This is a genomic window from Roseivivax sp. GX 12232 (assembly GCF_021272185.1).
In the GTDB taxonomy this organism is placed as follows: domain Bacteria; phylum Pseudomonadota; class Alphaproteobacteria; order Rhodobacterales; family Rhodobacteraceae; genus Roseivivax.
This window is the reverse complement of the sequence record NZ_JAJSEC010000002.1, coordinates 513,728-526,647: the sequence shown is the minus strand read 5'-3', so window position 1 is coordinate 526,647 and position 12,920 is coordinate 513,728. Positions and strand designations below refer to the sequence as shown.

Genomic DNA, 12,920 nt, shown 5'->3' with positions numbered 1-12,920 from the left:
GCTCAGTAGCCCAGCGCGCGCGGCAGCCAGATCACCGTCTGCGGCACGAAGGTCAGGATGATCAGCACCAGCACCTCGACCAGGAAAAGCGGCATGATCGCCCGGATCAGCCGGGCCATGCCGACCTGCGCCACCCCCTCGGCGACGAAGAGGCACAGGCCCAGGGGCGGGGTGATCAGGCCGATCATCAGGTTGAAGATGACCAGGATGCCGAAATGCACCGGGTCGACACCGAGCGAGACCGCGATCGGGTGCAGGATCGGCACCAGCACCAGCATGGCCGCGATGCCCTCGAGGAAGAGCCCGACGAAGAGGAACAGCAGGATCACCGCCAGAAGGAAGGTGGTCTGGCTGTCGACATTGCCGAGCACCCAGTCGGTCAGCATGTTGGGCACGCGGTTGTAGGTCAGAAGCCAGTTCCCGGCCGAGACCGCGGCGATGATGATCAGGATGATCGCGCTGTCCTTCATCGCGCCCGAGAAGATGCGCGGCAGGGCCGAGAGCTGGATCTTGCGGTAGACGACGAGGCCCAGGACAAGCGCATAGGCGACGGCGAAGCTCGCGGCCTCGGTCGGGGTCACCACGCCCAGGAGGATCGAGCCCACCACGAAGACCGGCATCAGCAGCGGCAGGATCCCCTGCAGGAGCGCGGTGCCGGCGGGCGTCTCGTCCAGCGCGCCCATGTCCTTGCTTGGGTCGACCTTGACCGTCGCCATGACGTAGATCGACAGGAAGATGGCCAGCAGGATGCCCGGCACCACGCCCGCCATGAAGAGCGCGGGCACCGAGACGCCCGAGACGATCAGCGCGTAGATGATCACCGGGATCGAGGGCGGGATGATCGGGCCGATCACCGAGGAGGCGGCGGTCAGCGCGGCGGCGAAACTGCGGTCGTAGCCGCGTTTCTCCATCTCGGGGATGAAGACCCGGCCGATGGCCGATGTGTCGGCCACGGCGGAGCCGGAGAGCCCGGCGAAGATCACCGAGGCCCAGATGTTGACCAGCGCCAGCCCGGCCCGCAGCCGCCCGACGATCACATTGGCGAAGGCGATGATCCGCGAGGTGATGCCGGATTCGTTCATCACCTCGCCCGCCAGCACGAAAAGCGGGATGGCCAGGAGCGGGAAGGAGTTCAGCCCCTTGAACATCTCGGTCGGCACGATGCGCAGGGTATAGGGGGCCTCGCCCGTGGACATGAAGACCAGGAGCGCGGCGACGATGGCGATGGCGATGGGGACGCCGGCCAGCAGCCCGACGATGAGGACGGCATAGACCATGGATCAGACCTCCGGGGCGCGGGCGCGCTCGGCGAGTTTCAGGGCGGCGGCGATGGCGAGGATTAGCCCGCCGAAGGCGATCGCGTATTGATAGGGGCCGACGCGGCCGAGCCAGACCAGGGCCTCGATGCCCGTGGTGCTGGCCAGCGCGTCCGCCGTGGCCTTGAGGCCCGAGGCGTCGACATCGCCGCGGCGCACCGCGAAGAGGTGGCCCGCATAGGCCAGCGCCAGGCCCGAGACGACGGTCACCGCATCGGCGACCATGAAGAGCCGCCGCTTGGCGCGGGCCGGCAGCATGTCGACGAGGATGGTGAAGCGGATATGCGCGTCGTGCAGATAGGCGAGCGCCAGGCCGAACATCACGCCGTAGATCGTGAGGTAGATGGGCAGCTCCTCGCCCCAGGGCACGGAGCGCCCGACCAGGTAGCGGCGGGTGGAATTGACGAAGATCACCAGGAACACCAGCGCCATCGAAAGCCCGGCGCCGAAGCCGAACACGCGGCGGGCGATTGCGTTGATCCTGTCCATTGTCTCCTCCCTAGGTCTGCCCGGCCCGGGCGGCGCGGCGGTGTGCACGCGCCGCACGGGCCGGGGTCCGGTCATTCGGTGGCGGCGGCAAGCGCGCTTTGCAGCCGGTCGATCCACTCGGCGTCGTCGCCCAGCTCGCCGCGCAGGTAGTCCACCACGGCGGGCTGCGCCTGGTCGGCGAAGACCTGCAGTTCCTCGGCGGTCGGCGAATAGACCTGCATGCCCTCGGCCTGCACCTTGGTCACGCCCTCGGCGGTGTTCCACTGCTGGATCGCGCGGCCCATGGTGCCCGCGACCGAGGCGGCCTTCTGCACGACCTCCTGCTGGGCCGGGTCGAGACCCTGGAAGAACTCGTCCGAGATCAGGATGAAGTCGGCGGCATAGACGTGGCCGTCGAGCGTCATGTAGCTCTGCAGCTTGTGCAGGCCGTTGTTGTAGATCACGCCGACCGGGTTCTCCTGCCCGTCGACCACGCCGGTCGAAAGCGCGTTCGGCAGCTCGGTCCAGGCGATCGGGGTCGGTTCCCCGCCGAGGCCCTCGACCATCTCGACATAAAGCGGAATGGGCTGGACCCGGAACTTCAGGCCCTCCATGTCCGCGGGGCTGCGGATCTCGCGGGTGTTGTTGGTGAAGTTGCGGAAGCCGGTCTCGCCATAGGCCAGCGTGCGCAACCCGGTCTCCTCCAGGCAGTGCTGGCCGAGGGCCTGGCCGAACTCCCCGTCGAGGACCTCCCAGGCCACCGGGGCCGAGGGGAAGGTATAGGGGATGTCAAGCACCGAGGCGGCCGGGCAGACCTTGGACATGGCGCCCGAGACCAGCACGACCTGGGTGAGGTTGTCCTGCGCCTGGGCGATCAGCTCGTCCTCGTTGCCGAGCGCGCCTGCGGGGAACAGCTCGACCGTCATGTCGGTCTCGCCCTCGACGATGTTCTTGAAGATTTGCGCGGCGGCGCCCTTCTTCGACCCGGTCCAGTCGTCGGGGTCCACGTGGGCGACCCGCAGGGTCTGGGCCGAGGCCGCGCCGGCGACCAGCGTGCCGCAAAGCGCGGCAACGCCAATCAGGGTTTTCGGTTCGATACGCATGGATGCTCCTCCCTTTTGCGTTCTCAGGTGCCCGCCGCGATAGGGGCGGGGTGATCGAAAGTGTCGAAAGTGGCGGCCATGCGCGCGGGATCGGCGGGCCGGCCGGTGAAAAGCTCGAAGGCACGGACGGCCTGCAAGACCGCCATGCCGGACCCCGGCAGGACCCGGCAGCCCGCGGCGCGGGCGGCGCGCAGAAGCTCGGTCTCGAGCGGGAAATAGACGATGTCCGCGACCCAGAGCGCGGGATCGAGAAGGGCGGCCGGCAGCGCCATGCCGGGCAGCTTGGCCATGCCCATGGGCGTCGCGTTGACAAGGCCGTCGGGCCGGTCGGTCTCGAAGAGCGCGGCTAGGTCCGCGACCGCGGCGGTCGTGGTCTCGGGGCGGTTGGCCGCGACCTGCGCGGCGAGCCGCTCGGCCCGGTCGGGATCGCTGTCGTGGATCGAGAGCCGCCGCACGCCGCAATCGGCCAGCGCATGGGCCACCGCGACCCCGGCGCCGCCCGCGCCGATCAGCAGGGCGTGGTCGCGCGGGACCTCGGGCAGGCCGGTGCGGAAGCTCTGCGCGAAGCCCCAGAGATCGGTGTTGTGCCCGACCCGGCGGCCGTCCTTCAGCACCACCGTGTTCACCGCGCCGATGGTGCGGGCGTTCTCGGAAAGATCGTCAAGAAGGCCCATGACCTCGATCTTGAAGGGGTAGGTCACGTTCAGCCCGTCGAAGCCGCTGGCCTCGGCGGCCTTCAGCATGTCCGAGAGCGACAGTTCGGCGCGCTCCGGGGCGTCCATGTCGAGGATCCGGTAGACCGACGAGAGCCCCTGCGCGCCGCCTTCCGCCATATGCATGCGCGGCGTGCGCGAGGCCGCGATGCCCCGGCCGATCAGGCCGGCCAGCAGGGTCTCTCGGGGTCTGTCGAGCTGCGCCACGCCGCCCTCCGTCTTTTGCCGAAGTGATTCTGACGCTCAAAATGAACCCGCAGGTTAATTCTGTCAACGGAATTGATCCCGCGGGTTAATTGTGCTGAACTGCGCGCAGCGACCAGGGGTGGACGGCTGGAGGGACGACAGGTGAACGAGACCGCCAAGTCACGGAGCTGGAAGCAGAATCCCGAAGCGGTGAAGGCCGACATCCTGCGCGTGGCGCGCGAGGAGTTCGCCCGCGGGGGCCTCTCCCGCACGCGGATCGAGGACATCACGGCGCGCACCAAGACCTCGAAGCGGATGGTCTTCTACTATTTCGGCGACAAGGAATCGCTCTACCGCGCGGTGCTCGAGGACGCCTATGCCGAGGTCCGCGCCGCCGAGGCCGAGCTCGACATCGACGGGCTGGCGCCGGACGCGGCCTTGCAGAAGCTCGCCGAGTTCACCTTCGACCACCACCGGGCGCATCCCGATTTCATCCGCCTGGTGATGGTCGAGAACATCCACGGCGGCTGCCACATCGCGGAATCCGACCGCTTCGCCGAGCAGAACGTCGGCGCCATCCGCATGTTGGAGCGCATCTGCCAGGCGGGGATCGAGGCCGGGCTGTTCCGGCCCGACGTCTCGGCCCTGGCGCTGCACTGGCAGATCAGCGCGATGAGCTTCTTCAACGTCTCGAACCGCACGACCTTCGCGGCCAATTTCGGCAACGCGCTCTTCGAGGAGGCCGGCCAGGACATGCTGCGCCGCGAGGCCGCCCGCGCCGTGGTGCGCGGTGCGTTGAAGACGCCCGAGGGAGAGGGCTGAGCGGGCGCGCGGCGGCGGTCGGGGGCTGTCCGGGGCAGGGGGCGTTTCCCCCCGATGCCGCGTCCGGCCCGCTTAACTGCCAAACGCCCCATCCGCTCCGTGACCTCGACGCCCGGGGCCCCACATAGCACCGCACGTCATCGACACAGCGCCGCCCGAGGGAGACCCCATGCGCTTCTGGACCATCATCGCGCTCATCCTTGTCCTCTCGGCGGTCGGGCTGACCTACGAGATCGCGGCGGGCCGGGTGCTGGCGCCCTTCTTCGGCACCTCGCTTTTGACCTGGACCACGGTGATCGCCACGGTCCTCGCGGGCTTTTCGCTGGGCAGCGCGCTCGGCGGGCTGATCGCGGAGCGCGAGCGGCCCGCGGCGCTCTCGGCGATCCGCAAGGCGCTCCTGGCGACGGCGGCGCTCATGGCGCTCTCGCCGGTGATACTGGGGCTGGTCTACACGCTGGGCGCGCGGGGCACGGCGGGCATGGTCATCTCGGTCCTGGTGGCCTTCTTCCCGGCCTCGGTGCTGGTCACGCTGCCGTCGCCCTTCCTCGCCAAGCTGGCCGTCGAGGCGCGCCCGGGGCGCGAGGGCTCCTCGCTGGGCGTGGTGCTGGCGGCGGGTTCGGTGGGGGCCATCGCGGGGGCGGTGCTCTCGGGCTTCGTGACCCTGCCGCTGATCGGCTCGGCGGCGACCTTCACGCTTTGCGGCGCGGTGGCGCTGGCCTGCCTGCCGGTCCTGCGCGCGGCCGACCGCGGGGCCCGGCACGAGGCGCCGGGGATCAATGCGATCGTGGCGACCGTGCTCCTGGTCGGCGCCTCGCTCCTGCCCGGGCCGATCTGCCGCTACGAGTCCGGGCTCTCCTGCATCGACGTGGCGCAACAGGGCAGCGCCACCTACCTGGTCTCGGACGGCACCGCCCAGGCCGCCGAACGGCCGGGCGAGGGGCCGGAGGACGGGCTGGTCCTGAGCTACACGCAATGGCTCTGGCAGCGCATGGACCGCGACCTCGGGCCCGCGCCCTCGGTGCTATTCATCGGCGGCGGGGGCTACAGCCTGCCGACGCGGCTTCTGGACGACCGCCCCGCGGCCCGCGCGCTGGCGGTGGAGATCGACCCGCTGGTCACCGAGGTGGTCCGCCGCCACCTGCCCGAGGCCGGCGCGATGATCGAGAGGACCGGTGTTATGCTCGGCGACGAGGCGGACCCCGGCGACGGGCGGCTAAAGATCCGGCACGCGGACGGGCGGGTCGTCATCAACGAGACCGACCGGCGCTTCGACGCGGCGGTGATGGACGCCTTCTCCTCGGGCTCGGTGCCGGCGCATCTCGCCACGCTGGAGACCTATGCCCGGCTGCGGGAGATCGTCGACGGGCCGGTCTATGTGAACCTCTTGGACTATCCGGACGGGCGGCTCGCCCGGGGCATCCACGCTATCCTGGCCGAGCTCTACCCGCATGTGCGCGCCGTCCAGAGCCCGCTCTGGCAAACCGGCCGCGCCAATATCGTGCTGGTCGCCTCGGATGCGCCGATCGCGCCGCTGGAGGCGATGCCGGAGGATTACGCCGCCGTGCAGATCTCGCAGGCGCGCGCCTTCACCGACGACCGCGGGTGGAGCGGGCACCGGTAACGCGCCCCTCGCAAGGGGCGCGGCGCGCCCTTACGACACCGTCTCGATCGCGAAGCGGAAAAGCGAGCGGATGTGGCCGCCCACGGCCTTGCGCGCGGCGCGGGCGTCGCGGGTCTCGAGCGCGTCGAGGATCGCGGCGTGCTGGCGGCTGTCGGGCTCGAGCCGTTCGGCCAGTCGGTCGATCTCGAACATCTTGGTGCCCGCGCGCAACGCGTGGATCATGTCGGCCATCACCCGGTTGCCGCAGTTCTCGATGAAGAGCCCGTGCACCTCGTCGTCCGAGCGCCAATGCGCCAGCATGTCGTAGGGCCTGCGGGTCTCGACCGCGTGCAGGGTCTCGCGGGCGCGCTGGATGTCGGCGGGGTCGACCCGGTCGACGCAAAGCGCCGCGGCCTCGGCCTCGAGCAGCTCGCGCACCTTCAGGCTTTGCAGGTATTCGCGCAGCTCGACCTTGCGCACCTGGAAGGAGCGGTTGGCGGATTTGACCAGCACGCCCTCGGCCTCGAGCCGCTGCAGCGCCTGGCGGAGCGGCGTGCGCGAGATGCCCAGAAGGTCGGCGATCTGCTGTTCGACGATGACGCTTCCGGCGGCGAGCTGGCGCTGTTCGATCATCGTCGAGAGCGCCTCGTAGGCGCGGCCCGAGAGCGTGCCACGCTTGGCGGCGGCGGGCGATTCGGTGCTGGCCACAGGCGGCGGGCTGGTTTTGCTCATGGCGTCACTCTTCGTTTCGCGGCTGCCCGGAAGCCGGGCAACCAACTGTCGCGGCGATGAAAACCGCGGCGCTGCGGAGGCCTCTGCCGCGGGTCTTCCCGTGTATTTCATGTATGCCACCAAAAATCTATTGCGTTTTGATCGTGCACTATGAATGTTGAATTGTATACCGTCGGGACGCGACGGAGGGGAGAATGATGATGACCACCGCCAGGCCGCCCGAAACCCGCAGCGACAGCGCGATTGCCTTTCTGCGCGAATTGATCGCGCTCCAGCCCAAGGGCGAAGCCGCCGTCCAGGCCGCCATCGCCGCGCGGCTCGCGCAGGCCGGCTGCAGCGTCGAGACCCGCGACTACGATCCCGCCGAGGTGCCGGTGAAAGGCGAGTTCGCCGCCGATGCCTCCCGCGCCACCGAACGGCGCAGCGCCGTGGTGGGCAGGCTCACGGGGCAGGCGGATCTGCCGAGCCTGCTGATCTTCGCCCATCCCGACGGCGAGCCCATGCGCGACGCCGAGGCCTGGCGCCACGACGCCTTCGCCGGCGAGGTCGAGGACGGCAAGCTCTACGGCTGGGGTGTCGCCGACGACCTGGCGGGCTGCGCCGCCGCGGTCCTCGCGATCGAGGCCGCCGCCGCCCATGGCGCGCCGCTCGGCCGGGCGGTCTTCGCCTCCACGCCCTCGAAGCGCTACGCCCGGGGCGTGGCGGCGCTCTTGCACGACGGTCTTTCCGCCGATGCCGCGCTCTACCTGCATCCCGCCGAATCCGGCGTCGGCATGCGCGAGATCAAGGCGCTGGCCTCGGGGCAGGTGGAGTTCCGCATCACCGTGACCGGCCAGGCGCCCGACACCACCGAGCCCGGCCAGACCGCCTTTTCCCATCTCGCGGCCAATCCCGTCGACAAGGCGGTGCTGGTGCATGCCGCGCTGATGGAACTGGCCGAGGACCGCGCCCGCCGCATCCGCCAGCCGCAGATCGAGGCCCGGGTCGGCCGCGCCACCAACCTGCATATCTCGCGCATCCGCTGCGGCGAGATGGGCAAATTCGCCCGCATCGCCGAGACCTGCGAGATGGGCGGGGCGCTGTCCTTCCCGCCGGGCGAGACGCTGGCCGAGGTCCGCGCCGAGGTCGAGGAGGCCGTCGCCCGCGCCGCCGAGGCCGACGACTGGCTGCGCGACAATCCCCCGCGCATCGACTGGCTGACCGGCGTGACCGGCGCGCATGTGCCGGAAGAGCATCCGCTCTACCAGGTGACCGCGCGGGCGGTCTCGGATGTCACCGGCGAGGCGCCGTATGTGAACGTGATGCATACCTCCTCGGACATCCGCAATCCGCCGGTCGAGGCGGGCATCCCCTGCGTCGCTTTCGGCTGTCTCTGCGGCGATCTCAGCCAGAACGAGAAGCGCGACGAATGGGTCGATGTGGCCGACTTCCTGCGCATGGTCGAGGTCACGACCCGGGTCGTGACCGACTGGTGCAGCGGCGCGCGCCCCGGCGCCCCGTCCTGACATTTCCAGATTTAACAGAGGGCCGATGAAGCGGCCCCGACCCCATCCCACCAACAGAGGAACGACACGATGACCAAGACCTTGATGACAGGGACGGCGCTGGCCACCCTTCTGAGCCTTTCGACCGGCGCCGCGCTGGCGCAGGACTGCCCGGCGGATCTGCCGCTTGTCGAGGACGGCAAGCTGACCATGTCGATTAACGCGACGATCCCGCCAAAGCAGTATATCGACAAGGACGGCAATATCGCGGGCCTGCACCGCGACATGGGCGACGAGATCGCCAAGCGTCTCTGCCTCGAGCCGGTCTACCGCAACGTCGACTTCGCGGTGCAGATCCCCGGCCTCGATGCCGACCGCTGGGACATGATCAACACCGGGCTCTATTTCACCGACGAGCGGGCGGGCTTCATGCAGCTCGTGCCCTATTCGGTGAACGCCCTGGCGCTGATCGCCGCGGCCGGCAACCCCGAGGGCTTCTCGGCGCCCAAGGACCTCGCGGGCCATCCCGTCGGCGTGGAGATCGCGGGCTTCGAGGAGAAGAAGCTCAACGAGATCAACGACGCCCAGGTGGCCGAGGGGCTCGACCCGATGGATATCCGCGCCTTCAACACCTACGGCGAGGTCTTCCTCGCGCTTGGCGGCGGGCAGATTTCGGCGGTCTTCGCGGGCGATGCCATCGGCTCCTACTACCAGGAGCAGGGGCAGTTCTCGAAGGCGGCGACGGGGCTTTATCCCGGCACCCCCGGGGCCTTCGCCTTCGACGAGCCCGACCTGGCCCAGGCCGTGGCCGATGCGCTGAACGCGATGAAGGCCGACGGCACCTATGACGCGATGATGGATGCCTATGGCACCACCAAGATCGACGTCTGGGACCGCTGGCCCGGCGAGTTCACCTATTTCTACTCCGGCAACTGATCCGGCCGAGGCATGACCACACCGGGGGCGGCAGCATCCTGCCGCCCCGAATCCGGAGGGAAACCACATGTCCTGGAGCTGGGACCACTTCATGCAATTCCTTTTCAGCGACTACATGCTGAGCGGGGTCTGGACGACGATCTGGCTGTCGATCGTGGCCATGGTGCTGGGCTGTTCGCTGGGGGTCGTCGTGGCCTTCATGAAGATGTCCAAGAACCTCGTGCTGCGGCAGATCGCCAATACCTACATCTGGATCTGGCGCGGCACGCCGCTCCTGGTGCAGATGGTGATCATCTACACCGTCCTGCCCAAGGTCGGGATCAAGCTCGGCGTGGTGGAAAGCGCGATCATCGCGCTCTCGCTGCACGAGGCCGCCTATTTCGCCGAGATCGTCCGCTCGGGCATCCTGTCGGTCAACAAGGGCCAGGAGGATGCAAGCCTCGCGCTTGGCATGACCTGGGCGCAGCGCATGCGGATCGTGATCATCCCGCAGGCGACGCGGGTGATCATTCCGCCGCTCGGCAACCAGTTCAACCTGATGATCAAGACCACCTCGCTGGCCTCGGTGATCTCCATGGAGGAGCTGTTCCGACGCACCCAGCAGCTCGCGCAGCTCGAGTTCAAGGTGCTCGAGGCCTATATGTGCGCCGCCTGCTGGTACCTCCTGATGACCACCGTCTGGGGCCTGGTGCAGAAGCGGCTCGAGGCGCATTACGACCGGCCCTTCGGCCCCGTGGCCGCGGACGACGGCAAGCGCCCCAACCCGGTGCTCACCGGCCAGGCGGCCCAGGTCTGAGATGGAGGACGAGAAGATGACCCATATGAACGCCGAAGTCCTGCCGGTCGCCCCGGCAGGCCCCCGCGACCTCGGCCCGCCCATCGTCGAGATCCGCGACGTCGAGAAGCGCTTCGGATCGAACGTGGTGCTGCGCGACGTCAGCCTGACCGTGCGCACCGGAGAGGTGGTGGTGATCGCCGGCCGCTCGGGCTCGGGCAAATCCACGCTCCTGCGCTGCATCGACCACCTGGAGACCATCGAGGGCGGCTCGATCCTGGCCTGCGGAGAGCTCATGGGCTACCGCCAGGACCAGGGCGGCAAGCGCGTGGCGCTGAGCGACCGCAAGGTCGCGCGCCAGCGCCGCAACATGGGCATGGTGTTCCAGTCCTTCAATCTCTTCCCGCATCTCGACGTGATGAAGAACATCACCGTCGGGCCGGTGAAGATCCTCGGCGAGGCGCCCGCCAAGGCCGAGGAACACGCCCGCGAACTCCTGGCCCGGGTGGGGCTGCCGGACAAGGCCGACGCCTTCCCGAGCCAGCTTTCGGGCGGCCAGCAGCAGCGCGTTGCCATCGCCCGGGCGCTGGCCATGCGGCCGCAGGTCATGCTGTTTGACGAGCCGACCTCGGCGCTCGACCCCGAGATGATCTCGGAGGTGCTCGAGGTGATGATCGACCTCTCGCGCCAGGGCATGACGATGATCGTGGTCACCCACGAGATGGGCTTCGCCCGCGCCGCCGCCGACCGCGTTCTGATGATGGCCGACGGCATGATCGTCGAGGAGGCCCCGCCCGAGGAGTTCTTCACCAACCCCCAGAGCGAGCACACCAAGCTCTTCCTGTCGAAGATCCTGTAAGGGGCGGTGCGGTGATCCGAACGGTATTGGGTGACCTGTCCCCGGACGCGGTCGGGCCGGTCATGCTGCACGAACATGTCCTTTTCGACATCGTGCCGCCGGGGGCCTCGGGCGTTCCCGAGGCGCCGATTGTGCCCGAGGCGCGCTGGCAGGCCGACTACCGCTCGAACGAGCTGGCGGCCAATGCCTGCCAGCGCGACGTCGGGGTGGCCACGCGCGAACTGGCGCTTTTCGCCGAGGACGGCGGCGGGCTGGTGGTCGACCAATCGGTGCGCGGGTTGGCCCGCGACGCGGAAGGTCTGGCCCGCGCGGCGCGCGAGAGCGGCGTGCATCTCGTGGCCGCGGCCGGCACCTATGTCGAGGACCGGGTTCCGTCCGATGTCCGGGCCCTGTCCGCCGAGGCGCTCTGCGATCTTTTCACCGCCGAGGTGACCGAGGGCCTCGACGGCACCGAGGTCCGCGCGGGCATCATCGGAGAGATGGGCTGCAGCTGGCCGCTCACCCCCTTCGAGGCCCGGGCGCTCTCCGCCGCGGCGGGCGCGCAGGCCGCGACAGGTGCTGCGATCTCGGTGCATCCCGGGCGCCACGAAACGGCCTGCGGAGAGATCCTCGACATCCTCGCGAGCAACGGCGCCGACCTGCGCCGGGTGGTCCTCTGCCACATGGACCGCACCCATCCCGAGGGCCGGGGCATCGCGCCGCTTCTGGACCGCGGGGCGGTGGTGGAATGGGATTTCTTCGGCATCGAACAATCGCACTACTGGATGACCGAGACCGTCGAACTGCCCACCGACCTTGGACGCCTGCGCCAGATCGCCGATCTGGCCGCGCAGGGCTTCGGCGCGCAGGTCGCGATCTCGCAGGACATCTGCACCAAGACCCGCCTGCGCCGCTGGGGCGGGCACGGCTACGGCCACATCCTGCGCAATGTCACCGGGCTGATGCGCCGGCTGGCCTTTCCTCCGGGGCTGATCGCGGCGCTGATCCGCGACACGCCCCTTCGACTTCTCAACCTCAAGGAGATCCCGCAATGACCCGATTTCGCGGCACCTATTCCGTGATGGTCACGGCCTATGACGACGCGGGCACCTTCGATGCGGCCCGCATGGCGCGCTTCACCGACTGGCAGGTCCGCGAGGGCATCCACGGGTTGATCCCGCTGGGCTCCACCGGCGAGTTCCTCTCGCTCAGCCCCGCCGAGCGCGAGGCGGTGGCGCGCTGCGTCGTCGACACCGTGGCGGGCCGGGTGCCGGTGCTTCTGGGCGCGGGCGCCGAAAGCACCGAGGCGGTGATCGAGAACTGCCGCATGGCCGAGGCGGTGGGCGCCGACGGGGTGATGATCATCCCGCCCTTCTACTCGACCCCCACCGAGGAGGAGCTCTACCGACATTACGCCCGGATCAGCGAGGCGACGGTGCTGCCGATCATGCTCTACAACAACCCCGCGACGGCCAATGTCGACCTGACCCCGCAGGTGGTGGCGCGGCTCTCGACGCTGCGCGGGGTGGATTACATCAAGGAAAGCACGATGGATGTGACCCGCGTGCGCGACATCCTCGATCTCTGCGGCGACCGGATGACCGTCTTCGGCGGCATCATGGGCTTCGAAAGCTTCGTGAACGGCGCCGAGGGCTGGGTCGCGGTCGGCTCCAACATCCTGCCCAGGGACTGCGCGCGGCTCTTCAGCCTGACCGCGGATGCGCAGGACTACGACGCGGCCCGGGCGCTTTACGCGCGCATCCTGCCGGTGATCCGGCTGGTGGGTGGGCATCGCTACGTCTCGGCATCCAAGGCGGCGCTCGAGATCATGGGCCTGCCGACCGGCGCGCCGCGCAGCCCGCGCCTGCCGCTGCCCGAGGCCGAGATGCCCGAACTGCGCCAGGCTTTGGCGGCGGTGGGGCTTCTGGAAGGCGCCGAGGCCTGACC

Annotated in this window: 13 protein-coding genes; 8 read left to right on the top strand and 5 right to left on the bottom strand. The window is 69.2% G+C overall.

The window, feature by feature from the left end; all coding sequences use genetic code 11:
* Positions 1 to 2 precede the first annotated feature (2 nt).
* From LR948_RS06395 to LR948_RS06380, 4 genes are all read right to left on the bottom strand, one after another.
* The gene (locus LR948_RS06395; RefSeq protein ID WP_232753146.1) at positions 3 to 1,277 is read right to left on the bottom strand and encodes a TRAP transporter large permease; all 1,275 of its coding nucleotides are present in this window, start codon (positions 1,275 to 1,277) and stop codon (positions 3 to 5) included.
* Between the two features lie 3 nt (positions 1,278 to 1,280).
* Positions 1,281 to 1,805, bottom strand: a complete 525-nt coding sequence (locus LR948_RS06390; protein WP_232753145.1) for a TRAP transporter small permease — start codon at positions 1,803 to 1,805, stop codon at positions 1,281 to 1,283.
* A gap of 71 nt (positions 1,806 to 1,876) precedes the next feature.
* A complete protein-coding gene (locus tag LR948_RS06385) occupies positions 1,877 to 2,887 on the bottom strand; it encodes a DctP family TRAP transporter solute-binding subunit (RefSeq protein WP_232753144.1) in 1,011 nt (336 codons plus the stop codon).
* 23 nt (positions 2,888 to 2,910) lie between these two features.
* Complete coding sequence (locus LR948_RS06380; protein WP_232753143.1) at positions 2,911 to 3,807, bottom strand: shikimate dehydrogenase; 897 nt, start codon at positions 3,805 to 3,807, stop codon at positions 2,911 to 2,913.
* A 141-nt stretch (positions 3,808 to 3,948) separates the two neighbouring features.
* Between LR948_RS06380 and LR948_RS06375 the strand changes: the two genes are divergently transcribed.
* Positions 3,949 to 4,608 carry a TetR/AcrR family transcriptional regulator gene (locus LR948_RS06375; protein ID WP_232753142.1) on the top strand — a complete coding sequence of 220 codons (660 nt, stop codon included), beginning with the start codon at positions 3,949 to 3,951 and terminating at the stop codon, positions 4,606 to 4,608.
* A gap of 169 nt (positions 4,609 to 4,777) precedes the next feature.
* Complete coding sequence (locus LR948_RS06370; protein WP_232753141.1) at positions 4,778 to 6,229, top strand: fused MFS/spermidine synthase; 1,452 nt, start codon at positions 4,778 to 4,780, stop codon at positions 6,227 to 6,229.
* A 30-nt stretch (positions 6,230 to 6,259) separates the two neighbouring features.
* Here the strand turns inward: LR948_RS06370 and LR948_RS06365 are convergent, their stop codons facing one another.
* Entirely contained in the window at positions 6,260 to 6,940 is a 681-nt protein-coding gene (locus LR948_RS06365) for a GntR family transcriptional regulator (protein WP_232753140.1), read from the bottom strand.
* Between the two features lie 194 nt (positions 6,941 to 7,134).
* On the opposite strand from LR948_RS06365, the gene LR948_RS06360 reads away from it, so the two are divergent.
* From LR948_RS06360 to LR948_RS06335, 6 genes are all read left to right on the top strand, one after another.
* A complete protein-coding gene (locus LR948_RS06360) occupies positions 7,135 to 8,445 on the top strand; it encodes a M20/M25/M40 family metallo-hydrolase (RefSeq protein ID WP_232753139.1) in 1,311 nt (436 codons plus the stop codon).
* 69 nt (positions 8,446 to 8,514) lie between these two features.
* Positions 8,515 to 9,360 (top strand): ABC transporter substrate-binding protein, encoded by an 846-nt coding sequence (locus tag LR948_RS06355; protein ID WP_232753138.1) that lies wholly within the window; start codon positions 8,515 to 8,517, stop codon positions 9,358 to 9,360.
* A 67-nt stretch (positions 9,361 to 9,427) separates the two neighbouring features.
* Positions 9,428 to 10,156, top strand: coding sequence for an amino acid ABC transporter permease (locus LR948_RS06350; RefSeq protein WP_232753137.1), 729 nt, complete (start codon positions 9,428 to 9,430; stop codon positions 10,154 to 10,156).
* Positions 10,157 to 10,181: 25 nt separating this feature from the next.
* On the top strand, positions 10,182 to 10,994 hold the full coding sequence (locus LR948_RS06345) for an amino acid ABC transporter ATP-binding protein (RefSeq protein ID WP_255702843.1): 813 nt from the start codon (positions 10,182 to 10,184) through the stop codon (positions 10,992 to 10,994).
* A gap of 11 nt (positions 10,995 to 11,005) precedes the next feature.
* The gene (locus tag LR948_RS06340) at positions 11,006 to 12,028 is read left to right on the top strand and encodes a hypothetical protein (protein ID WP_232753136.1); all 1,023 of its coding nucleotides are present in this window, start codon (positions 11,006 to 11,008) and stop codon (positions 12,026 to 12,028) included.
* Positions 12,025 to 12,918: a dihydrodipicolinate synthase family protein gene (locus LR948_RS06335; RefSeq protein WP_232753135.1), complete on the top strand. Its 894-nt coding sequence runs from the start codon at positions 12,025 to 12,027 to the stop codon at positions 12,916 to 12,918. The genes LR948_RS06340 and LR948_RS06335 overlap by 4 nt, the downstream gene beginning before the upstream one ends.
* The last annotated feature ends 2 nt before the right edge of the window (positions 12,919 to 12,920 follow it).

Coding starts and splice junctions, on each gene's coding strand:
- LR948_RS06335 (WP_232753135.1), top strand. CDS start 12,025: ATGACCCGATTTCGCGGCACCTATTCCGTGATGGTCACGGCCTATGAC.
- LR948_RS06350 (WP_232753137.1), top strand. CDS start 9,428: ATGTCCTGGAGCTGGGACCACTTCATGCAATTCCTTTTCAGCGACTAC.
- LR948_RS06365 (WP_232753140.1), bottom strand. CDS start 6,940: ATGAGCAAAACCAGCCCGCCGCCTGTGGCCAGCACCGAATCGCCCGCC.
- LR948_RS06390 (WP_232753145.1), bottom strand. CDS start 1,805: ATGGACAGGATCAACGCAATCGCCCGCCGCGTGTTCGGCTTCGGCGCC.
- LR948_RS06395 (WP_232753146.1), bottom strand. CDS start 1,277: ATGGTCTATGCCGTCCTCATCGTCGGGCTGCTGGCCGGCGTCCCCATC.
- LR948_RS06370 (WP_232753141.1), top strand. CDS start 4,778: ATGCGCTTCTGGACCATCATCGCGCTCATCCTTGTCCTCTCGGCGGTC.
- LR948_RS06385 (WP_232753144.1), bottom strand. CDS start 2,887: ATGCGTATCGAACCGAAAACCCTGATTGGCGTTGCCGCGCTTTGCGGC.
- LR948_RS06345 (WP_255702843.1), top strand. CDS start 10,182: ATGAACGCCGAAGTCCTGCCGGTCGCCCCGGCAGGCCCCCGCGACCTC.
- LR948_RS06355 (WP_232753138.1), top strand. CDS start 8,515: ATGACCAAGACCTTGATGACAGGGACGGCGCTGGCCACCCTTCTGAGC.
- LR948_RS06360 (WP_232753139.1), top strand. CDS start 7,135: ATGATGATGACCACCGCCAGGCCGCCCGAAACCCGCAGCGACAGCGCG.